Below are 21,243 nucleotides of genomic sequence, written 5' to 3' on the forward strand. Positions count from 1 at the left end.
ATCTTTTGCTGCTGTTAAGTATTTATTTGAGTTTGTTACTCATCGCCAAATCTTTGACTTTCCAAAGCTGTTTACCTATGGCAATTTCTCACAACTGATTTAGGATTGCTATATATAGAAAATAACTTTAGGTGGCGAATTTTGTGACTGGCGATGCCCGACAAAGCCTTGATTGCCACGATCCTGTCAACGTCTGCGGCAGTAATTTAGTATGTTCAGAACAGCTAAAATTTAAAAAAAATGGGTAAAATTAGCAAAATTATTTAGAGCCAAAGATTATAGAGCTAGGCTTTGAAAATCGGCTCGCAAAAGCATCCATATAAGTAAGGACATAAGATTGCAACTGCACAAAGTCCCCAGCATAAAAGGAAATTGCCAGAATGCTGATTGGGGTTTGAGTGTTTTAAACTATAAGTAGTAAGCTGAATCCCATAGCTTTTTCTTTTGCCTTTTGGCTTTTAACTTTTAACGTGTTTAGTAGGGTGGGCAACGCCCACCCGATAGCTAATAAAAGCTTAGATCAACTTGACAGCTTTTAGGCCGAAAAACAGGGCTAGGGCAGCACCAGTGGCACCCCCCAATATTAAGAAATAAGCTATAACAGCAGAGAGTTCCATTCAGTTTCCATGCAAGTGATTTCCCTAGCAAGTAGGGAGTTGGCAATATAAAGTATAATGCACCGCACGGGCGATTAATCTATTGGGTTTTACTATGCAATCTGTTATTAGTGTTGATTTGCCAAATGAATCTTACGACATCGCGATCGCGCCAGACAGCTTAGAGCAACTGGGTTCATTGATGGCGAAATTGAATGTGGGGAAGAAAGCCTTAGTGGTTTCTAACCGAGAGCTTTTCCGCTATTACGGTAAATCTGCGATCGCATCCCTCCAAGAAGCCGGGTTTGAAGTCGCATCCTGCACCCTCCCAGCCGGAGAACGTTACAAAAGCCTCGCCTCAGTCCAAAAAATCTACAGCGCCGCCTTTGAAAACCTCCTAGAGCGTTCCTCAACCTTAGTAGCTTTGGGGGGAGGCGTAATTGGCGATATGACAGGCTTTGCAGCAGCCACCTGGCTGCGCGGCATCAACTTCGTGCAAGTGCCAACCACACTTTTAGCGATGGTCGATGCCTCAATAGGCGGCAAAACTGGCGTCAATCATCCCCAAGGAAAAAACTTAATTGGCGCATTTTATCAACCCAAACTGGTTTTAATTGACCCAAAGGTGCTGTCTACCTTACCAGTGCGGGAATTTCGGGCTGGGATGGCAGAAGTTATCAAGTACGGCGTCATCTGGGATGCGGAGTTATTCGTTCAGATGGAGCAAGCTGCAAGCCTCGACCAACTAGACCACCTCGATGATGGATTATTGCAAGAAATTCTAATTCGCTCTTGCCAAGCAAAAGCAACTGTAGTTAGCAAAGACGAAAAAGAATCTGGACTGCGGGCAATTCTCAACTACGGACACACCATCGCTCATGCTGTAGAAAGCTTGACAGGCTATCGTTTAGTCAATCATGGCGAAGCTGTTGCAATTGGTATGGTAGCAGCAGGTCAATTGGCTGCTTATCTCGAACTTTGGGACAAAGCAGCCGCGCAGCGTCAGGATGCTTTAATCAGAAAAGCGGCATTACCTACTAAGTTGCCAGCAGGCGTTAATATTGAAGCGATAATCGAGGCGCTACAAAGCGATAAAAAAGTCCAAGCAGGTAAAGTGCGATTTGTACTTCCTACCCAGATTGGCGCTGCGACGGTGACTGACCAAGTACCCCAAGATTTGATTAGGCAAGTGCTGCGACAAATGGAATCTTAGTTGTTAACCGCAGCGTGTTACAGATAAAGGCAATAGACGTGCGGCTGCGGTTTAGTCTTTTTCGACTTTATAACCCAACTCGGCTAAGCGCAGGCGAGATTGCCGCCATTTGGGTTCGACTTTAACAAACAGTTCTAGATAGACTTTTCCAGCAATTAACTTTTGGATTTGTTCGCGGGCGGCGCTGCCAAGTGTTTTTAGCATAATACCGCTTTTACCTATCAAAATACCTTTTTGGGAATCGCGTTCAACGTTAATGCTAGCAAAAACGCGGGTAAGGTTAGGTTGCTCTTCTATCATCTCGATGATGACTGCTACTGAGTGGGGTACTTCTTCGCGGGTTAGCAGTAATATTTGTTCGCGGATTAGTTCGCCGATGATAAAGCGTTCCGGCTGGTCGGTTACTAAGTCTGGGGGATAATAGTATGGGCCAGGTTCTAGGCTGTTAATTAATGTTTGTTGTAGCGCGTCCGTGCCGTCGCCTGTAAGGGCGGAAAATTTGACAATTTCCCAGTTGTGAGGTTCAGCTAGCTGGGAATAGCTATTATTTATCCGCTGTGAATCTGCTGGTTGTTGATCTGATTTGTTTAATCCTAAGATAACTGGGGTTTTGGTTCGTTCTAGAATATCGACAATGAAGCGATCGCCCCCTCCAGCCTCGACGGAACCATCTACGACAAACAACACTACATCGACAGAATCAATGGCAATTCTGGCATTTTGAACTAATACTTTCCCCAGTTGGTGATGGGGTTTGTGGATTCCTGGAGTGTCCACAAAAATTATCTGCGCTTCTGGTGTCGTCAAAATTCCCCGCAGGCGATTTCGCGTAGTTTGGGCTACTGGGGAAGTGATAGCAATTTTTTGCCCTACCAGGCAGTTCATTAGCGTCGATTTGCCCACATTGGGGCGTCCGATGATGGCTATGAAGCCAGATTTAAATCCCTCTGGTGCTTGGGGAATAGTTTGCCATTCTGAAATTTCCGGTAGCTGGCTGTCTAAGGGTAAGTCTGTGTTGTCGTCGTCTTCCATATTGTGCGCGTGTTTTGCTTTATCAACTTGCCGATGTGCCCCAAAATGCCCAATTTACAAGAAGAATTACTTGCTTGTGGTTGGGACATTCCCCTTATAAGGAGGCGCAGGGGGAGTGCGTTTCCTCCAATGTACTGCGATCGCTAGCGTCGTAACCGATAGATTTTGCTTACTTTCTCAAAAAGCACGATGGATAACACTTAATAAAGTTAGTCTTTAGATAGATGAAGGAGAAATATTCTTGTGGGATGCCGTTTTCACCGCCTCAACTTCGTAACTGCGACTCTGCTATTTTCTCTAACTTCAAGCATCCAGGTGGTAGGGACAGGGTTAATAGGGGCTGCATCGGTTAGCGCCCAAACTACTGAAAATAGAAGTAAAGAGGCATTGCTGCTGTATCAAGCAGGTACGCAGCAGTATAACCAAGGTCAGTTTCGAGAAGCGTTACAGACGTTTCAAAAGGTTTTAGCACTCGCCAAAGTGAAGGGCGATCGCCAAGGTGAAACGGTTGCTCTCAACTACATTGGCTTAGTTTACTTTAATTTGGGACAATATCCCCAAGCCTTAAATTGCTACAACCAAACTTTAGTAATTACAAAAAAAATAGGTAACAAAGCGGGTGAAGGAGCAACGCTCAACAACATTGGCGCACTTTACACAACTTTAGGCCAATATGACCAAGCCTTGAAGTTTTTTTATCGAGCTTTGGTAATTATCAAACAAGTAGGTGACAAGGCACAGCAAGGAAAAACTCTTACTGGTATCGGGTCAGTTTACAACAATATGGGTGATTATAACCAAGCTTTAAAGTTCTTTAAGCAAGCTTTGGTAATTATCAAACAAGCAGGTGACAAAGCGCAACAAGGGAAAACTCTTACTGGCATTGGCGCAGTTTATAAAAACCTGGGTAAGTATCATCAATCTTTGCAATTTTTTGAGCAAGCTTTGGTAATTATCAACCAAGTAGGCGACAAAGCTCAACAAGGGAAAACGCTTACTGGTATTGCATCAACTTATTACATTTTGGGACAATATCCCCAATCTTTAAGCTTCTATAAACAAGCAAGAACCATTTTCAAAGAAGTCGGTAACAAGACGGGGGAAGCGACAGCACTCACGGGCATGGGGCCAATTTACTATCTTTTGGGTAAGTATGCTGATGCCGAACAAACGCTATTTGCTGCTATTAAGGTTATGGAGCTTCTGCGAAACGGACTACTTGATAGTGATAAAATTTCAATGTTTGAAACTCAGGCTGTCACTTACCGCTTGCTGCAACAAACACTTATTGCTCAGAAGAAGACAAATGCTGCTTTAGAAATCTCGGAGCGTGGCAGAGCTAGAGCGATTGTGGAGTTATTATCATCGCGGATCTCAGAAAGTACCGCGAATAAAGTCACTATTAAACCGCTAGAAATTAGACAAATACAGCTAGTTGCTAAAAAACAAAATGCCACATTAGTTCAATATTCGATTATCTATAATGATTTTCCCCTTGATGCTAATCAGAAATGGCGTCCAGCAGCAATTTTAATCTGGGCGATCGCGCCTACAGGTGAAGTGAGATTTCGCCTGGTCGATCTCAATCCTCTATGGCAACAACAAAAAACAACTATTAGACAGTTAATACCCAACTACTCAAACATTGTAATGGAGCATCCTAAATCCGAGCAAAAAGTTTCAAACGCTAGTAATTCTGTAGTAGCTATAGTCCAGCGCAGCAGAAACGATTTTTGGATAGAAGTCGCTTTAGTTCTAATCGTTTCTGCTAGCATCATCAGTATTGCTGCCTGGTTATGGCGATTTCGATGTAGCAATAATACAATTCTGGCAGAAGTAAGCCGCAAATCTCGCTGGTTAATTATTTCGTTGTTAATGTTATTAGTAGCTGGCAGTAATAAATTTTTATTGTTGTTGCCTCAAAACGAACCTATCGCCGATAGCGATCGCGGTTTGGGATTTGTTTTCAAAGCTCAGAAGTTTAGCCAGAGCGATCGCTTAAAGCAACTGCATAAACTTTTAATTGAACCAATAGCTGATTTTCTACCTAAAGATCCTAACGCCCATGTAATTTTTATTCCCCAATCCTTCTTATTCCTAGTTCCCTTCCCCGCCTTACAAGATGCCAATGGCAAATACTTGATTGAAAAACACACCATTCTCAGCGCACCCTCGATTCAAGTTTTGGATTTAACGCAAAAGCGCACGACAGGGATTTTTTATGGTGGTTCAAATGCGCTAATAGTTGGCAATCCTACTATGCCCAGCTTAGCTACCCATAGCGGTGAACCCGAACAAAAATTGCCCAGCTTACCTGGTGCCGAACAAGAAGCTATTGCGATCGCGCATTTACTTAAAACTCAAGCAATTATTGGCGATCGCGCCACTAAACGAGCCATCTTACAGAAGATGCCTTCATCGCGAATTATTCATCTAGCAACTCACGGGTTACTGGACGAACTTAGGGGGATGAATAGCGCGATCGCTCTTGCTCCTGACCCCCCTTCATCCCCACCTTACCAAGGCGGGAGAGGCAAGGTTAACGGTTTTCTTACCGCTGAGGAAATTTTGGATACAAAGATTAAGTTAAACGCCGAATTAGTTGTTTTGAGTGCTTGCGACACTGGCAGAGGAAAAATCACAGGCGATGGCATTGTTGGGTTATCGCGTTCGCTAATTTCTGCTGGTGTCAAGAGTGTAGTTGTCTCGCTGTGGTCGGTTCCAGATGCTCCTACGGCATTTTTGATGACAGAGTTTTATCGCCAGATGCAACAACAACCAGATAAGGCGCGATCGCTGCGAAAGGCAATGCTAACCACAATGAAACAACACCCCAATCCCAAAGATTGGGCGGCATTTACTCTCATTGGTCAAGCTGATTAATATCAATAAAATTATTAAGGCTATCTCTAATTTAGAATTATCCTTCATTTAAATTAACGATAATACATACTCGCCTTCGTTAACAGCATGGTTAGTTGAAACATCAAACACTAAACCATCTGAAGAGGCACAAATATCAATTAATTTAGGTAACTCTAACTCTTTATTAAAACTCAAAATCTGGTAAAGCCTTTCTCCAGCTTTAACAAAACTACCCAACTGCAATCTTGATTGAATCATGCCTCCAACTGGCGCATAGTATTTAATAATGCTAGTTTTTGCAATAGATCTCATTGTCTCCGAAGCAGGGAGGGGATAACCAGCGATCGCTAATATTTTTTTAGCAGCTAGATAATTTTTTATTCCCTCTACACCTTTAGCGACAGACTCTGGATTCATTTGCATTCCCCCACCCAGTTCTAGCGTCCAAGACTCTATATCAAATTGGATAGGTTTTCCCACCTTCCCCAGCCTATCTTCTAGTGCTAGCCAAGGATTGATAAAAGCTTCATCAAAAGCATTACCATCATATTCATCTAATAAAATTCCATAATCTAGCAAAAAATATTTTGCACTTTCTTCTCTACCACGAAAACCATAGATGTAGTCTATAGCTTGATTAGAAGAACTATGGATGTCTATAACATAATCTGCATCTAAACATAAAGATTGCAATTGGTAGCGATATCGCTCGTTGAATGGAACGCTGCTAGGAGAATTTATTTTTTCTAAGAGCTTTGCAAAACTTTTTTGAATGCGCTTTAAATATTTTTCTCTTATAGCATCTATCTCAAGCTCGATATAATATTCATCGCATCCTGGGGCGCGATCGCTACTTTCATAGTCCCAAAAGATGCGGTTCCAGTCTTTACCATCGTAGATATTATATCGACCAGTAGAAAAGACGTGCGATCGCTGATTTGTGCTAATAGGGTTGCACACTGGCACCAGCCAAATTTCACCGTTTATCTGGCTGGCGTCTAGCGTTGTCAAAAACTCAATCAACTGGTGAATAACCGCATTGCCAACAATTTCAGCACCGTGCAGATTGGCTTGCAGATATGCCTTTTTACCAGGGTTAGCACCGATAAATTTATACAGTTGAATTGACAAGCGATCGCCTGAAGCAAGATGCTGAATCGGAATGGTAGAAATATTCGGAATCATGGACTAAATATTTTAGATAGCTCAAGCCTTGCCAAAGAATAATTTTGCCTTTTCAAGTCCCCGGTAAATTACGCAACCGCTCATCAAAATGCGTGCGGTCAGCCAGGGCATGAAGTAAGGGGCCGTGCGAACCAAATTCTACTATACTAACCGAACCAACCGGACATCCCAAACGATAGCGGAAGCGACCGACATCAATACCTAAAAGTTCGCACAGCATAATGCGAATTGTAGCTTTGTGCGAGACAATCAACACATTTCCCGTGCTATAAAGCTGCTGAATTTCTTCAATAACTTGTAGAGAACGGTGCGCGATCGCTATAGCAGCTTCACCATCAGTCGGCGGATACCAAGCAGGATCTGCAATCCAACGAATGTAATCATCGTGGTATTGCTTGCTAACCGTTTCTATCGATTGTCCTTCCCACTTGCCATAGTTAATCTCCTTCAACCCCTCCCGCAGTTGCAACTCCATTCCCACTGCTTCTTGCAATGGTTGCGCCGTCGCTTTAGTGCGTTGCATGGGACTGCAAAAAATAGCTTCCCAAGAGGTATCGCGGTAAGCAGCAGCAAAAGCCTTTGCCATATCCAAACCATCTGGGGTTAGTTCTGGATCTATCGAACCGCAGAAAACATTATCTCGGCTGCGGGCAGTTTGTCCGTGACGGAGGAAGTATAGAGTTAGGCTCAAGGTAATTTTCTCTGATGGTCTGAGTTAAGGATACAACGCTTCGCGATCGCGAGGACGCTTGCTCAATGGTATACCTATTAATTCATCCCGATCGCTGCAACTTTACGAGGGAGATTGATGTATGCTTGTCAAGCGTAAAATCTACCTCACTTAACCAATGACTACGCAACCTCGCGGCTATGGCTGGATTCCAGACCGACCAGACTCAAGAGACATTAAATATTCTGCACCTCAACAAGTAATTAGCAATTTACCGCCAAAAGTAGATCTGCGATCGCAGTTACCAGCAGTTTACGAGCAAGGTTCTATTGGTAGCTGTACGGCACAATCAATTAGTGCAGCATTTTACTTTTGTCAAACCAAGCAAAAGATATTTTCTTTTGAGCCTAGTAAACTATTTACTTATTATGTTACGCGAGATATTGAAGGAACAATTAACCAAGATTGCGGCGCAACGCTGAGAAATACCATTAAGTCTATTAACAAATTTGGCGTCTGTCCTGAATCAATTTGGCCTTATAAACCAGAACGGTTAATGGTTCAGCCAACTCCTACCTGTTACGACACTGCTAGCAGACATATAGCTATTTCTTACAGTCAGGTTACGCAGAGTTTACGCCAGCTAAAAGGTTGTCTAGCTTCTGGCTTTCCTTTCGCTTTGGGCATGACAATTTATGAAACTTTTGAAAGCGAAGAGGTAGCTAAGACAGGGAAGTTAAATTTACCTTGGACTAATGAACAACTGGTGGGAGGTCATGCAGTATTAGCAGTTGGATATGATGACTCCCAGAAGAGATTCATCCTTAGAAACTCTTGGGGTAAGCAATGGGGAATGGCTGGTTATTTTACCGTACCTTATGATTATATTTTGAATCCCGATTTAGCTGCTGACTTTTGGACAGTAAGAATAGTCAAGTAATTAATAATAAGAGTAAGGGCAATACTCGCTGCGCTCGTTCGCTTCGCTACGCGCTTTATTTGTAGCGAGAAGGGCGATCGCTGTCATTGCACGCACAACTCTTTCAGAACATCAGCCAAGTCTACTCGTGAGTCGTGCCATCAGGCATAATTGCACCAGTTAGCTTCGCCTTTGCATCGCCTTGCCCCAGGTTTGCTCCGTTTGCTCCTTTGAGATTGGCATATTCTAGGTTGGCTCTCTCCAGTTTTGCCCCACGAACGTCTGCTCCTGTTAGGTTTGCCCAACTCAAATTTGCTCCACTCAAATTTGCTCCACAAAGTTTTGCTTCGCTCAAATCTGCCCCACTTAGATTTCCGTAAAAGCCTACCCCAACCAAATTAACTCCAGCCAGAATAGAGCCACTGAAATTTGCATTACGAGTATTTACATCTTTCAGATTCGTTTTACGCAGGTCTGCCGCGGTTAAGTTAGCAACCTCTAAATTTGTCCGGCTCAGTTTTGCATTAAATAGGTTTGCTGCCGTTAGATCAGCACCGCTCAAGTCTGTCTCAGTTAAGTTAGTTTCGCTTAGATTTGCTTCAAGGAGTTTTGCTCTGCTTAAATTTGCCTTAGTCAGGTTGGCACCACTCAAGTTTGCTTCACTCAAGTCCGCTTCACTCAAATTTGTTGAGCTTAAATTCGCCCCACTCAGGTTTACCCCACTCAGGTTTACTCTACTTAGATTAGTGCCAGCCAAGTTAACATTTTTCAGCGATGAATCAGGAGCAATTAAGTAAGCACCTGCTTTAACAGGATCGAAACCTGTAGGGAATATAGTTGCTTTGTTGCAAAGTGCTTGGTGAAGATTGGCACCATGAAGATTTGCTCCTTCAAGATTTGCCTCTAGCAAGTTAGCATTACTCAAATTGGCATTACTTAGGTCTGCCCCCATCAACTTAGCTGTCTTAAGATATGACCCATCCAAGTTGGCTCCACGTAAGTTGGCTCCGCTCAGGTTTGCCCCCCATGATAGATTAGCTCGACTGAGATTAGCTCCAGCAAGATTAGCTCCAGTAAGATTAGCCTTCTGTGACAGATCCGCCTCTGTAAGGTTTGCTCCGCTTAAGTTCGCCCCGCTTAGGTCTGCACTGGGCAAATATGCACTTGTTAAGTTTGCCTTTGTGAGTTTTGCATTTGTTAGATTGACCGCACCAGTTAGTTTTGCTTTACTAAGGTTGGCATTTTCGAGATTGGCTTCGCTCAGGTTCACGCTAGATAAGTTTGCTTCACACAGTTCAGCTCTCCTCAAATTTGCCCCTCTGAGGTTTAGGTAGCTCAGGGATGTTCCACTTAAATTTGCTCCAGCTAGGTTAATCCCACAAAAGTCTCTTTCTTTCTCGTTGTAACGCCTCAAAAATTCTTCAGCACTGATAACTGGTTCTTGATTCTCGTCCTCCGCTTCATCCTCTTTCATCAGCAGCAGCATCATTCGCTCTACTTTGAATTCTTCATCCCTAGATTCTTGATTCTCGTCCTCCGCTGCATCCCCTCTCATCAACAGCATCATCCGCTCTAGTTTGAATTCTTCATCGCTAAAGGTTGTGACTGTTCGCTCTTGTTGTTCAACTGGAACAATTTCCTCTTGCTCAGTTTCAGCAGCATCGAAATTACTATCAGCTACCTCTACCACCGATTCGTTAAACTCAGCCCTTAGTAGCGGTTCGTTCGCTTCGTGGCGCTGTTGTAAATAAGCTACTTGCTCGGATAACTGCGCGATCGCACCTTGCCAACTTTCCAAGTGCTGCAACTCAGGGCGCATCTGAAATTGTTGGCTCAGATCATCTAACTGGCGTTTCATCCGTGTAGCATATTTCGACAGAATATTTTGCCGTTCTTCTAGCTGTGAAATCCTCGAAACTAGGGACGCTAGATCCATTTGTTCAGCCATATTTATTAGCCTCCAGCCAACTACGCTTATTCTCTCTTATGCTGGGCGTATGGCAGGAATGATTTCTGTAAAACTTGTGTCTAGCTTCCCAGTATGAAACTAACCAATAAAAGCGAAGTGCGATCGCGCTGCTACGCGATCGCACCACCCCATAAGCTCTTACAGGCAGTATTTGTTTGTATAAACCCCGCCCTTTAGCAAGGGCGATCTTAGAATTACCACTTCAAAAACGCGGCATCAACTCCCTGTTCTCGCTTGAGCTTTGCATCTTTCTCAAACCAAGCGATCGCCTGTTCTAGCGTTAAATCCTCAATAGCAACACCGTATTCCTGGGCGATGTGTTTCAACACCTTCAACGATGAAATTGTTAGTCTAGCTAAAAATTTTTCCTCGGTAGATAGTAAAGCTGCATCTACCTTAAGTGCTTCTTCAAATGTCAAAAATTGCGTTGATGGTTGTCCTTGTGCAGACATAAATATTTTACTCACTTTGCTTTAATCAAATACCCGCACCGATGCTGTCCGTCGATAATCCAGTGCGTCCGTTCTACTTTACAATCTTGCAAGGCAGCGGCAAACATTTCTAATTCATGTCCGCAAACGCTGGGAAAAGATGAGGCAACGTGGGATATTGCACAGTTATGCTCGGCCAATATAAACTGAGAATCGCTTTCTTCTATGGAATACCACTCTGCCATATAGCCTTCGGCTTTGCGGAGTTCGACGAGTTTAGCAACGCGATCGCGCAACGTCCCCCCACCCAGACGCTCTCGATATTCCATCGCCTTGCGTTCCCAGTGCTTGCGTAAAACCGAGCTAGCTTGCTCGTAACCCAGCGTTTCTGTCAATGTGTCTAAGAAATCAACAGCAAACTCACCGTAACGACTGGGGAAGCGATCGCGCCCCGCACGACTTAGCTTATAAACGTGCTGCGGGCGTCCCATCCCCGCTTGCACCTGTTGATATACAATTAACCCTTCCGTCTCCAAATCCTTAAGATGGCGGCGAATCGCCTGCGGACTAACCTCCAAAACGTCTGCTAACTCAATAGCAGTAGCTTGACCTTGTTTCAGTAAATGTTGCAAGATGTCCTGCTTGGTCGAAGACTGCTGAGTGGTCGCCATCGTCATTGCCAGAAAATCCCCATTTGACTTTGACAACATCCCTGTTGCTAAAATACCCTAAAATAGAGATAAGCAACACAGGTGTTGTTTTACTATTGTAATTGCAGTCTGCCCAGCATAGCTACTGACCGCCTGCCATCCTGAGAGATTAGTCCACAACACGAGAGAACACGCGAATCAATGAGCGCCAGCGTTAAAACCTTAGTAAATCAGCCCTATAAGTACGGCTTCATCACCGACATTGAGGCAGATATAATTCCTCGTGGACTCGACGAGGACGTTATCCGCCTGATCTCCGCCAAGAAAGAAGAACCGGAGTTCATGTTGGAATTTCGCCTCAAAGCCTACCGTCAATGGCAGAAAATGAAAGAGCCAACCTGGCCTCATGTCAAGTATCCCGCCATTGACTACCAGGACATGATCTACTACTCCGCGCCCAAGCAAAAGCCCAAACAGCTAAACAGCTTGGAAGAAGTAGATCCAACCCTGTTAGAAACTTTTGAGAAGTTAGGAATTTCCCTTTCCGAACAGAAGCGCCTCACCAACGTCGCAGTAGACGCAATTTTTGATAGCGTTTCAGTCGCCACCACATTCAAAGATAAGTTAGCAGAAAAAGGCGTAATTTTCTGTTCAATTTCCGAAGCATTGCGCGAACATCCAGAGTTAGTTAAAAAATACCTCGGCAGCGTTGTCCCAGTAGCCGATAACTATTTTGCTGCCCTCAACTCAGCCGTATTCAGCGATGGTTCCTTTGTCTACATTCCCAAAGGCACAAAATGCCCGATGGAACTATCTACATATTTCCGCATTAATAGCGGAGATACGGGACAATTTGAGCGCACCTTAATTATCGCAGAAGAAGGCAGTTCAGTCAGCTATTTAGAAGGCTGCACCGCGCCTATGTACGACACCAACCAACTGCACGCAGCAGTTGTGGAATTAGTCGCACTAGACAACGCCGAAATCAAATATTCGACGGTACAAAACTGGTACGCCGGAGACGAAAACGGCAAAGGCGGAATTTACAATTTTGTCACCAAGCGCGGCTTGTGCCAAGGTGTAAATTCTAAGATTTCTTGGACGCAAGTAGAAACAGGTTCAGCTATTACCTGGAAATACCCAAGTTGCGTTTTAGTAGGCGATAACTCAGTAGGTGAATTCTACTCAGTTGCCCTCACCAACCACTATCAGCAAGCCGACACCGGAACCAAGATGGTGCATATCGGCAAAAACACCCGCAGCACGATTATTTCTAAGGGAATTTCTGCTGGTAAATCTCAAAATAGCTATCGCGGTTTGGTGAAAATCGGCCCCCAAGCCAAGGGTGCTAGGAATTATTCCCAGTGCGACTCGATGCTGATTGGAGACAATGCCCAAGCGAATACTTTCCCATATATTCAAGTGCAGAATAACACTGGAAAAGTAGAACACGAAGCTTCTACTTCCAAAATTGGGGAAGAACAGTTATTCTATTTTTCTCAGCGCGGCATTTCCGCAGAAGATGCTATCTCGATGATGATTAGTGGCTTCTGTAAGGATGTGTTTAATCAGCTACCGATGGAGTTTGCTGTTGAAGCTGATAGATTGCTGAGTCTGAAGTTAGAAGGAAGCGTGGGTTAACTCTCATAATTCTCGTTCCCAGTCTCCGGCTGGGAACGCAGACTGTGAGGCTCTGCCTCATATCTGGATATCTGGAGGCAGAGCCTCCCTAATAGCATTCCCAGGTAGAACCTGGGAACGAGGGAACGCAAAGGGCGCAAAGGAATACAAGAGGAGAAAGATGATTATTGAGAATAGTGAGGTCATCCTATCAGTTCGCGATCTCACGGCGGATGTTGATGGAAATCAGATCCTTAAGGGTTTGAATTTGGAAGTTAAGGCGGGAGAAATTCACGCTATCATGGGGCCAAACGGCTCTGGAAAGAGTACGTTTTCTAAGGTTTTAGCTGGACATCCCGCCTATAAAGTTACTGGCGGCGAGATTGTTTTTCGGGGGCAAAATCTCCTGGAATTGGAACCAGAAGAACGTTCTAAGGCTGGGGTATTTTTGGCTTTCCAATATCCTCTAGAAATTCCGGGTGTCAGCAATTTAGATTTTTTGCGCGTTGCCTATAATTCCCGCCGCAAGAGTCAGGGATTAGAGGAATTGGATGTTTTTGATTTTGACGAGTTGGTGCGAGAAAAGCTGGACGTGGTAAAGATGAATCCTGCTTTTCTCAGCCGCAGCGTGAATGAAGGTTTTTCTGGTGGTGAGAAGAAGCGGAATGAAATTCTGCAAATGGCGCTACTAGAACCTAAGTTAGCAATTTTGGATGAGACTGATTCGGGGTTGGATATTGACGCTTTGAAGATTGTTTCTGGTGGCGTTAATCAGTTGGCAAAGCCTGACAATGCAACTTTGTTGATTACTCACTATCAGCGGTTGTTAGATTACATCGTTCCAGACTACGTTCATGTTATGGAAGCTGGGCAGATTGTCACGACTGGTGGTAAGGAATTGGCGCTGGAATTAGAAGCACACGGTTATGAGTGGGTGCGGGAAGAAGAAGCGGCTGAGGTGGGTGCAATATGAGCCAAGTACGTTCTATTCCCAGTCCAGAGGAAATTGGCTTAAAGCCTGCTGCGAGTAATAGAGATGCGAAGTTGACTGAGTTGTTAACGCAGTCTCAGAGTGTACCTTTACAGATAATTGAACCAGAAATTCTTAGCTGGTTGAAAGAGTTGCGCGATCGCGCTTCTGCTTGGATACCTAATTTCAAGTTCCCCACAACGCGGGATGAGGAATGGCGTTTTACTGACATCTCGCCTCTGTTGCAGTTGTCTTTCCAAGCTGCTAAACCTGTTGATTTGCCAGCGTCAGCAATTGAAGGGTTGGCTTTAGCAGAAGCAGCTAATAGCCGTTTAGTATTTGTGAATGGGGTTTATGCACCCGCGCTGTCATCAGTTGCTAATTTGCCGGATGGCATTTTTGTCGGTAATTTAGCTCAATTGCCCATAGTTTATCGCACTCGCATTGGCAATTATCTCGCTCAACAAGAAGGCGCAGATGATGTGTTCACCGCGCTCAATACGGCGGGTTTAACAGATGCGGCTATAGTGTGGGTGTCGAAGAATGTTGTAGTTGAGACACCAATTCACCTGCTGTTTCTGTCTACTTTTAGCGATGCGCCGAGTGTTTCTCAACAACGCTGTTTGGTAGTTGCTGAAACTAACTCGCAAGTAACTTTGATAGAAGATTATTTGCCAGTTGGCGATTGGTGTGCGGATAAGACTCATCCGTATTTAATCAACAGCGTTACAGAAGTTTGGGCGGAAGAAAACGCGCAGATTCACCACAACCGGGTTCAACGAGATAGTGGCGCGGCGTTTCATATTGGCAAGACTGCGATCGCGCAATCGCGCCACAGTCGTTATACGTGTACTTCTGTTAGTTTGGGCGGGAAAATATCGCGCCATAATTTAGAAGTGTCCCAGTTGGGCGAACAAACAGAAACAACGCTTAATGGTTTGACGATGATTGCAGGCGAACAAGTGGGCGATCTTCACAGCGCGATCGCGCTTACCTATCCTCACAGTATTACGCGCCAGGTGCAGAAAAATATTGTGAGCGATCGCGCTCATGCTGTTTTTAACGGTAGAGTCTTTGTTGCTAAAGCAGCACAATTGACAGATGCTGGGCAATTAAATCGTACTTTGCTGTTATCGCCCAAAGCCAGAGTCGATACCAAACCCCAACTAGAAATTATTGCCGATAACGTCAAATGCAGTCACGGTGCAACGGTTAGTCAGTTAGATGATGAGGAAGTCTTTTATCTGCAAAGTCGCGGCTTAGATAAAGCTAGCGCCCATAACTTGCTGATTGACGCTTTTGCCATAGAAATTATCAACCAGATTCCTGTCGAATCTCTGCAAAAAAGCCTTTCTCGATGCGTGGCTTGTAGAACAATCGAATAATCATTCATGGTTAATAGTTCATCGTACATAGCAATGAACAATGGACTATGAACCATGAACAATGAAAAATCAACCATCAGCAAATTTGTATGACTATTACCAAAGAAAGAACGCTAGCCGATAAAGTCCGTGCAGACTTCCCAATTTTGCACCAGGAAGTCAACGGCAAACCCCTAGTTTATTTGGATAATGCCGCAACATCTCAAAAACCTCTAGCGGTATTAAACAGCATTCGGGATTATTACGAAAAGTATAATTCCAACGTACATAGAGGAGTTCATACTCTCAGCGCCAAAGCTACAGATGCTTACGAAGGTGCGAGGGATAAAATTGCTGCTTTTGTGAATGCAGCTTCGCGCCAAGAAATTATTTATACTCGAAATGCCAGCGAAGCGATTAACTTAGTCGCCTACAGTTGGGGCATGAACCATTTGCAGCGGGGTGAGGAAATAATCCTCTCTGTAATGGAACACCACAGCAACTTAATTCCCTGGCAGTTTGTGGCGCAAAAAACTGGCGCGGTGCTGAAGTTTGTTGAACTTACACCAGACGGAGCTTTTGATTTAGAACAATTTAAGACTCTGATTTCAGATAAAACAAAACTGGTTAGTACGGTTCACGTTTCTAATACTTTGGGATGTATTAATCCAGTTAAAGAAATTTGCGCGATCGCTCACCACTACGGTGCTAAAGTCTTAATAGACGCTTGCCAAAGTGCGCCCCACATGACGTTAGATGTGCAAGCGATGGACTGCGATTGGCTAGTAGCTTCTAGCCACAAAATGTGCGGTCCGACGGGGATTGGCTTCCTTTATGGTAAGTTAGATTTGCTGCGGTCGATGCCTCCATTTTTGGGCGGTGGCGAAATGATTGCCGATGTGTTTTTAGATCGTGCAACCTATGCCGATTTGCCCCATAAATTTGAAGCGGGAACGCCATCAATTGGGGAAGCGATCGCCCTCGGTGCAGCAGTAGATTACCTAACAGCAATTGGCATGGACAAAATCCACGCCTACGAAGCCGAATTAACAGGCCATCTGTGGGAACAATTGCAGCAAATTCCTGAAATCAAACTCTACGGGCCACAACCTGATAGTAATGGCGAAGGTAGAGCCGCATTAGCGGCTTTTACTGCTGGGGATGTCCACCCTCACGACTTGTCTACAATTTTAGACCAATCTGGAATTGCCATCCGCGCCGGACATCACTGCACTCAACCTTTACACCGTTATTTAAAAGCTCAATCTACTGCAAGAGCGAGTTTGTATTTCTACAATACCCGCGAAGAAATTGATGTCTTCATCGCCACTTTGAAAGAAGCCATCGAATTCTTTGGCGGTATCTTTGGTTAATAAGTAGGGTGGGCAATGCCCACCTTACCCATACAAAATATTAAAAATTGAGCAAATTGTATAATGATTACCACCTCAACTCCAGCCGAACAGAGAACCGTGCTAGATAATATTAGCTGGGAAACTTTTGAAGCTTTGCTGAAAGATACAGGGGAGGATAGAAAATCTCGATTTGCTTACGATAATGGCACTTTAGAAATTATGTCTCCCCTCTACGAACATGAAAATCCTAAGATTCAGTTCGATCGTTTCATATTCGCATTAGCTGAAGAACTAGAAATTGAGATTAAAAGTGCTGGTTCTATGACTCTGAAGCGACGAGCAGCAAATAGAGGAATAGAACCAGATAATTGCTACTATATCCAAAACGAACCAGCAGTCAGAAGCAGGCAAGAACTCGATTTAGCAACCGATCCGCCGCCTGACTTAGCAATTGAAATCGACATTACCAGCAGTTCTGTTAATAAATTTGGGATTTATTCAGCGCTAAATGTACCGGAAATTTGGAGATATAACGGGCGAATTTTGAGATTTTATCAGTTGGTAGAACTGCAATATGTTGAGTGCGATTTAAGCTGTGCATTTCCCCTAGTATCGGTAAGTGAAATGAGCGGATTTATTGAGCAAAGTAAAACCATCGGGGAAATTGCTTTGCTGAAATCATTCCGAGCTTGGGTGAGGGATAAGATAGCATAGATTGTTGGCGATTTGACCAGACACATTTCCACGCAATTTTTACACTGTTACTTGAAGGCTCAGTCTGCGGCACAGGCCAGTTTGTATTTCTACAATACGCGGTTAGAAATTGATACGTTCATCGCGTCTTTGAAGTAAGCTATCCGAGTTTTTTTGCGGGCTTTTTGGTTGATTTGGTGGCGTGGGCAATGCCCACTCTACTCACCGTCTTGCAAACGTGGTGTTTAGTTTAATTTGCCCTACCTGCTTACAATAAGGCGTTTTAGGCTACGAAACGTAAATAGAATTTGCAGGCTGTATATTTGTATAAATTTTGGAGGTTTTATGGCAGTCATTATTAGTATCTTTAATAACAAAGGTGGAGTAGGTAAAACTACTTATATGTTTCACATAGCGCACCTTCTTGAGCGTTCTGGTAAGACTGTACTAATGGTTGATTGTGATAGCCAATGCAATCTAACTGCTTATGCTATGCCTGAGAGCGCTATCGAACGAGCGTGGAGTGAGCGTGGAAATAGTATTTGGCGGGCAATTGAGCAAGTTTATCGAGGGATTGGAGACGTTCGCCAACGAAGGCCATCCCAAATCAACCCAACAGACTATCCAAAACTTTACCTTATCCCTGGTGATTTACTTCTGAGTAACTACGAAGACAAATTAGGTGATACATGGAACAGTGCAAGAGGTGGCAGTGAACCTGATTTACGAGTGCAATCAGCTATCTATCGGTACATAAATTGGGCGGCTGAACTTATTAAGGCCGATATTGTTATGGTTGATCTCGGACCTAACCTCGGAGCGCTAAATCGCGCTGTACTTGGGGCTAGTGATTATTTCATAGTTCCGATTGCGCCTGACCTATTCTCGATTCGAGGTACAGAAAACCTTGGCTCCAAGCTTGAGGCATGGCGCCAAGGATGGGAGCAATGCAATAATGCCTGGAACGACAAAACTTTAGACCTGCCGCATGGTAGTCCTACATTTCTAGGCTATGTGATGCAACAGCATAATATCCGCAACGATTCAGAAGAAGGAATGACTAAGGGTTGGCAGATATTCGGCAATCGCATTGAGTCGGCTATTCAACAGAATATAGTGGACTGCTTGGAACGTTTTGAACAAGTGTACCATTGGGATGATAACACCTTTAATTTAGGCAAAATCCCTAATCTGCACAGTTTAATTCCGTACTCGTTAGAAGCCAAAAAGCCAGTGTTTGATTGTACAAGAAAAGATGGTCTTAATGGGGCACACATCAGTAGAGCTAGAGACTCAGTTGCTTATTTTGACCCCATAGCACAAAGACTTATTACCGTGATTAATACTCACTAACCAAGAAAAATGCTTGCTTGGGTTCTTTCACAGGGTTCCTGATGAATAGAACGACATTAACCAAAACCTCAGTGAGAAGCGATCGCACCCCCAACCCAGAACAAAAATAAAGAGCGATCGCTCTTATTCATCTGCGGTAATCTGCATTTATCTGCGGGTAAAATAAAAACGCGATCGCTCCCTCAACTACAACATTAGTGAGGAGCGATCGCATCTGAGAAAATAACTTAGGTAGCCACCCACGAAAAATTAGGATGACCAACCTTAGATTGAGGATTGCTTGCAGCTTGTTGTTTACTATATTTGTCGCGTCTCCTAGCGTCGGCGAAAATCAGTCGCCCTACTTCCGGCGCAACCAAATAGCAACAACTGACCAAGCACAAAAAACAATGGACAACAACCTGCAAGCTATCCTCGATGACGATGCAAAGCTAGAAAAGCTAGCTTCTGGCTTCCAGTTTACAGAAGGGCCACTGTGGAACCCTGACGGATTCCTACTCTTCAGCGATATCGCTGGAGATACTATCTATAAATTCACCTCAAACAAAAAAGCTGAAGTATTTCGCCGCCCTTCTAAGAAGGCTAATGGCAATACTCTAGATCGGCAAGGACGGCTGCTTACTGCTCAACACGACGATCGCCGCGTCACGCGCCTGGAAAATGACGGCAAATTAGTCACGTTAATTGAACGATATGAGGGCAAACGGCTCAACAGCCCAAACGATCTTGTAGTTAAGTCAGACGACAGCATCTACTTCACCGACCCACCCTACGGTATTAGCAGCCAGCAAGAGGAATTGGGCTTTTATGGTGTCTATCGACTGGATAAAGAGGGTAAGCTGACTTTGTTGGTTAAAGACTTCGTGCGCCCCAATGGAATTGCTTTCTCGCCAGACGAGAAAAAACTTTATGTTGATGATTCGGACCAAAGCCACATCCGCGTTTTCGACGTACAGCCGGATGGTACTTTGGCGAACGGGCGCGTCTTTGCCGAACTAAAAGACCCCAGCAAACAAGGTCGCCCAGATGGTATGAAGGTAGACTTGCAGGGTAATGTCTACAGCACTGGACCGGGGGGCGTGTGGATCTTTTCACCCTCTGGCGATTTTCTGGGGGCGATCGCCGTACCAGAGACTACCACTAACCTGGCTTGGGGCGACAGCGACTACAAAACGCTCTACATCACTGCTGGCAACAGCCTCTACAGCATCCGCCTCAAAGTAGCGGGGGTGCGTCCTGGAACAACGGGGAGCAACTAAGGTGGTGTAGTAGCGATCGCCCCAGCCTTAATTATCAGGCCCAGATACTATGCGCGGCTCTCCATTCTGGGCGGTAACATTTTCATAAACGCCGCGATCGCGCTTCACTAACTTGCTAAATCCCATGCTCTTGTAATCGTTGTCTGATGTGGGAACCATCAGTCTTGGCACGCTTAACATCCGCTTCACGGGAGCATCAACAGGAGTGCTGCCCAAATCGCGTTTTGCTAAGTTGCACAACTCACCCCAAGTAGTCACTTGCTGGTTCATGCCGTGCATAACTTCAACCTGCTCGTTGTTGCTAGGACAGAAATAATCGTACAAGGGCATGGGAATAATCTCTATCTCAAAGTAGTAGATGAATTCTTAAAAATATCTATATTTTAACTTAGCTAAATTTTGCGGAACATTCAAGGGATAAAAGCTAAATTAAGCATTAAAATAATAGCTTTTGAAAAGAGCGTGCAAAATACAATTGTGTTATTTGCAAAAACCTATCTAAAAGCTGAGACGAAATAGTTAAAGGTTAAGACTAATGGTTGATTACGCCTAACTATTCAAGCTGACACAATCGCACCATAAGGCTTGGCGACAGGCGATCGCATAATAACTATAATGATTAGATCTTGGATGGTAATTGGGGGCGTAACTTTATTAGTCGCCCTAGCTAGTAACTTCATAACACCTAATGATGTCAAATGGTTTAACCGGCTGCAAAAACCAAAGTGGTTAACCTTTATACCCGCTATCCCTCTCATCTGGACAACCGTTTTTATTTGCGGTGCTTGGTCAGCTTACATTGTCTGGGAACAAAGCCAAGGAAGCCAGAGAAAGTGGTGGATTATGGGCTTTTACCTGCTTTTGGAGGTGGTTACAGTTGCCTATAACCCTCTGATGTTGAGGCTCCGCAGTCTTAAAATTGGCACTATCGTCGGCGGAACGGGAGCCATTTTAAGCATACTTCTGGCACTGGCTGTGTGGCAAGTTTCAGGCTGGGCGTCTTTATTGCTATTACCTTATATCATTTGGAGTCCAATTGGCACTTATACCACTTGGGCGATAATGCGCCTTAATCCTGATGATGCTTAATCGATTACAG

Annotated in this window: 20 protein-coding genes; 11 read left to right on the plus strand and 9 right to left on the minus strand. The window is 44.3% G+C overall.

The window, feature by feature from the left end:
- Positions 1–515: 515 nt before the first annotated feature.
- Positions 516–617 (minus strand): cytochrome b6-f complex subunit PetL, encoded by a 102-nt coding sequence (gene petL / locus H6F77_RS04575; protein ID WP_190485827.1) that lies wholly within the window; start codon positions 615–617, stop codon positions 516–518.
- Between the two features lie 94 nt (positions 618–711).
- On the opposite strand from petL, the gene aroB reads away from it, so the two are divergent.
- Positions 712–1,809 carry a 3-dehydroquinate synthase gene (gene aroB / locus H6F77_RS04580; RefSeq protein WP_190485829.1) on the plus strand — a complete coding sequence of 366 codons (1,098 nt, stop codon included), beginning with the start codon at positions 712–714 and terminating at the stop codon, positions 1,807–1,809.
- Between the two features lie 51 nt (positions 1,810–1,860).
- Here the strand turns inward: aroB and era are convergent, their stop codons facing one another.
- Positions 1,861–2,841: a GTPase Era gene (era, locus tag H6F77_RS04585; protein WP_190485831.1), complete on the minus strand. Its 981-nt coding sequence runs from the start codon at positions 2,839–2,841 to the stop codon at positions 1,861–1,863.
- 243 nt (positions 2,842–3,084) lie between these two features.
- On the opposite strand from era, the gene H6F77_RS04590 reads away from it, so the two are divergent.
- Positions 3,085–5,724, plus strand: coding sequence for a CHAT domain-containing protein (locus tag H6F77_RS04590; protein WP_190485834.1), 2,640 nt, complete (start codon positions 3,085–3,087; stop codon positions 5,722–5,724).
- Between the two features lie 48 nt (positions 5,725–5,772).
- Here H6F77_RS04590 and H6F77_RS04595 read toward each other — a convergent pair whose 3' ends face one another.
- Both H6F77_RS04595 and H6F77_RS04600 read right to left on the minus strand, forming a co-directional pair.
- Positions 5,773–6,891, minus strand: coding sequence for a succinylglutamate desuccinylase/aspartoacylase family protein (locus H6F77_RS04595; protein WP_190485836.1), 1,119 nt, complete (start codon positions 6,889–6,891; stop codon positions 5,773–5,775).
- Between the two features lie 52 nt (positions 6,892–6,943).
- On the minus strand, positions 6,944–7,582 hold the full coding sequence (locus H6F77_RS04600; RefSeq protein WP_190485838.1) for a histidine phosphatase family protein: 639 nt from the start codon (positions 7,580–7,582) through the stop codon (positions 6,944–6,946).
- Between the two features lie 157 nt (positions 7,583–7,739).
- On the opposite strand from H6F77_RS04600, the gene H6F77_RS04605 reads away from it, so the two are divergent.
- Positions 7,740–8,501: a C1 family peptidase gene (locus H6F77_RS04605; protein WP_190485840.1), complete on the plus strand. Its 762-nt coding sequence runs from the start codon at positions 7,740–7,742 to the stop codon at positions 8,499–8,501.
- A gap of 121 nt (positions 8,502–8,622) precedes the next feature.
- On the opposite strand, the gene H6F77_RS04610 is transcribed toward H6F77_RS04605, so the two are convergent.
- The 3 genes from H6F77_RS04610 to sufR form a co-directional block, all read right to left on the minus strand.
- Positions 8,623–10,428 (minus strand): pentapeptide repeat-containing protein, encoded by a 1,806-nt coding sequence (locus H6F77_RS04610; RefSeq protein ID WP_190485842.1) that lies wholly within the window; start codon positions 10,426–10,428, stop codon positions 8,623–8,625.
- 215 nt (positions 10,429–10,643) lie between these two features.
- On the minus strand, positions 10,644–10,901 hold the full coding sequence (locus tag H6F77_RS04615) for an NDH complex assembly factor CRR9 (protein ID WP_190485844.1): 258 nt from the start codon (positions 10,899–10,901) through the stop codon (positions 10,644–10,646).
- Positions 10,902–10,912: 11 nt separating this feature from the next.
- Positions 10,913–11,551, minus strand: a complete 639-nt coding sequence (gene sufR, locus H6F77_RS04620) for an iron-sulfur cluster biosynthesis transcriptional regulator SufR (RefSeq protein WP_190486081.1) — start codon at positions 11,549–11,551, stop codon at positions 10,913–10,915.
- A gap of 180 nt (positions 11,552–11,731) precedes the next feature.
- Between sufR and sufB the strand changes: the two genes are divergently transcribed.
- The 6 genes from sufB to H6F77_RS04650 all read left to right on the plus strand — a co-directional run bounded on the left by sufB (position 11,732) and on the right by H6F77_RS04650 (position 18,885).
- Positions 11,732–13,171 carry a Fe-S cluster assembly protein SufB gene (sufB, locus tag H6F77_RS04625; RefSeq protein WP_190485846.1) on the plus strand — a complete coding sequence of 480 codons (1,440 nt, stop codon included), beginning with the start codon at positions 11,732–11,734 and terminating at the stop codon, positions 13,169–13,171.
- A 160-nt stretch (positions 13,172–13,331) separates the two neighbouring features.
- Positions 13,332–14,123, plus strand: coding sequence for a Fe-S cluster assembly ATPase SufC (gene sufC, locus H6F77_RS04630; RefSeq protein WP_190485848.1), 792 nt, complete (start codon positions 13,332–13,334; stop codon positions 14,121–14,123).
- On the plus strand, positions 14,120–15,505 hold the full coding sequence (sufD, locus tag H6F77_RS04635; RefSeq protein ID WP_190485850.1) for a Fe-S cluster assembly protein SufD: 1,386 nt from the start codon (positions 14,120–14,122) through the stop codon (positions 15,503–15,505). Before sufC ends, sufD begins: the two co-directional genes overlap by 4 nt.
- A gap of 89 nt (positions 15,506–15,594) precedes the next feature.
- Complete coding sequence (locus H6F77_RS04640) at positions 15,595–16,857, plus strand: SufS family cysteine desulfurase (protein WP_190485852.1); 1,263 nt, start codon at positions 15,595–15,597, stop codon at positions 16,855–16,857.
- A 63-nt stretch (positions 16,858–16,920) separates the two neighbouring features.
- The gene (locus H6F77_RS04645) at positions 16,921–17,553 is read left to right on the plus strand and encodes a Uma2 family endonuclease (protein WP_190485854.1); all 633 of its coding nucleotides are present in this window, start codon (positions 16,921–16,923) and stop codon (positions 17,551–17,553) included.
- A gap of 324 nt (positions 17,554–17,877) precedes the next feature.
- Positions 17,878–18,885 carry a ParA family protein gene (locus H6F77_RS04650; RefSeq protein ID WP_190485856.1) on the plus strand — a complete coding sequence of 336 codons (1,008 nt, stop codon included), beginning with the start codon at positions 17,878–17,880 and terminating at the stop codon, positions 18,883–18,885.
- Between the two features lie 127 nt (positions 18,886–19,012).
- Here the strand turns inward: H6F77_RS04650 and H6F77_RS28230 are convergent, their stop codons facing one another.
- Positions 19,013–19,147, minus strand: a complete 135-nt coding sequence (locus tag H6F77_RS28230; RefSeq protein WP_255515690.1) for a hypothetical protein — start codon at positions 19,145–19,147, stop codon at positions 19,013–19,015.
- On the opposite strand from H6F77_RS28230, the gene H6F77_RS04655 reads away from it, so the two are divergent.
- On the plus strand, positions 19,140–20,144 hold the full coding sequence (locus tag H6F77_RS04655; RefSeq protein ID WP_190485858.1) for an SMP-30/gluconolactonase/LRE family protein: 1,005 nt from the start codon (positions 19,140–19,142) through the stop codon (positions 20,142–20,144). The genes H6F77_RS28230 and H6F77_RS04655 overlap by 8 nt on opposite strands.
- A gap of 27 nt (positions 20,145–20,171) precedes the next feature.
- On the opposite strand, the gene H6F77_RS04660 is transcribed toward H6F77_RS04655, so the two are convergent.
- Positions 20,172–20,474, minus strand: a complete 303-nt coding sequence (locus H6F77_RS04660) for an FmdB family zinc ribbon protein (RefSeq protein WP_190485860.1) — start codon at positions 20,472–20,474, stop codon at positions 20,172–20,174.
- A 285-nt stretch (positions 20,475–20,759) separates the two neighbouring features.
- Here H6F77_RS04660 and H6F77_RS04665 point away from each other — a divergent pair, with 285 nt between their 5' ends.
- Positions 20,760–21,233 (plus strand): TspO/MBR family protein, encoded by a 474-nt coding sequence (locus H6F77_RS04665; protein WP_190485862.1) that lies wholly within the window; start codon positions 20,760–20,762, stop codon positions 21,231–21,233.
- Positions 21,234–21,243 lie beyond the last annotated feature (10 nt).

This window comes from Microcoleus sp. FACHB-831 (assembly GCF_014695585.1).
In the GTDB taxonomy this organism is placed as follows: Bacteria; Cyanobacteriota; Cyanobacteriia; order Cyanobacteriales; family FACHB-T130; genus FACHB-831.

Excerpts from the sequence above, each read along its gene's own strand:
- era (WP_190485831.1), bottom strand. The coding sequence starts at position 2,841 with ATGGAAGACGACGACAACACAGACTTACCCTTAGACAGCCAGCTACCG.
- H6F77_RS04640 (WP_190485852.1), top strand. The coding sequence starts at position 15,595 with ATGACTATTACCAAAGAAAGAACGCTAGCCGATAAAGTCCGTGCAGAC.
- aroB (WP_190485829.1), top strand. The coding sequence starts at position 712 with ATGCAATCTGTTATTAGTGTTGATTTGCCAAATGAATCTTACGACATC.
- sufR (WP_190486081.1), bottom strand. The coding sequence starts at position 11,551 with ATGGCGACCACTCAGCAGTCTTCGACCAAGCAGGACATCTTGCAACAT.
- petL (WP_190485827.1), bottom strand. The coding sequence starts at position 617 with ATGGAACTCTCTGCTGTTATAGCTTATTTCTTAATATTGGGGGGTGCC.
- H6F77_RS04665 (WP_190485862.1), top strand. The coding sequence starts at position 20,760 with ATGATTAGATCTTGGATGGTAATTGGGGGCGTAACTTTATTAGTCGCC.
- H6F77_RS04645 (WP_190485854.1), top strand. The coding sequence starts at position 16,921 with ATGATTACCACCTCAACTCCAGCCGAACAGAGAACCGTGCTAGATAAT.
- sufD (WP_190485850.1), top strand. The coding sequence starts at position 14,120 with ATGAGCCAAGTACGTTCTATTCCCAGTCCAGAGGAAATTGGCTTAAAG.
- H6F77_RS04655 (WP_190485858.1), top strand. The coding sequence starts at position 19,140 with ATGACCAACCTTAGATTGAGGATTGCTTGCAGCTTGTTGTTTACTATA.
- H6F77_RS04610 (WP_190485842.1), bottom strand. The coding sequence starts at position 10,428 with ATGGCTGAACAAATGGATCTAGCGTCCCTAGTTTCGAGGATTTCACAG.
- H6F77_RS04605 (WP_190485840.1), top strand. The coding sequence starts at position 7,740 with ATGACTACGCAACCTCGCGGCTATGGCTGGATTCCAGACCGACCAGAC.
- H6F77_RS04595 (WP_190485836.1), bottom strand. The coding sequence starts at position 6,891 with ATGATTCCGAATATTTCTACCATTCCGATTCAGCATCTTGCTTCAGGC.
- H6F77_RS04615 (WP_190485844.1), bottom strand. The coding sequence starts at position 10,901 with ATGTCTGCACAAGGACAACCATCAACGCAATTTTTGACATTTGAAGAA.
- sufC (WP_190485848.1), top strand. The coding sequence starts at position 13,332 with ATGATTATTGAGAATAGTGAGGTCATCCTATCAGTTCGCGATCTCACG.
- H6F77_RS04660 (WP_190485860.1), bottom strand. The coding sequence starts at position 20,474 with ATGCCCTTGTACGATTATTTCTGTCCTAGCAACAACGAGCAGGTTGAA.
- H6F77_RS04650 (WP_190485856.1), top strand. The coding sequence starts at position 17,878 with ATGGCAGTCATTATTAGTATCTTTAATAACAAAGGTGGAGTAGGTAAA.
- sufB (WP_190485846.1), top strand. The coding sequence starts at position 11,732 with ATGAGCGCCAGCGTTAAAACCTTAGTAAATCAGCCCTATAAGTACGGC.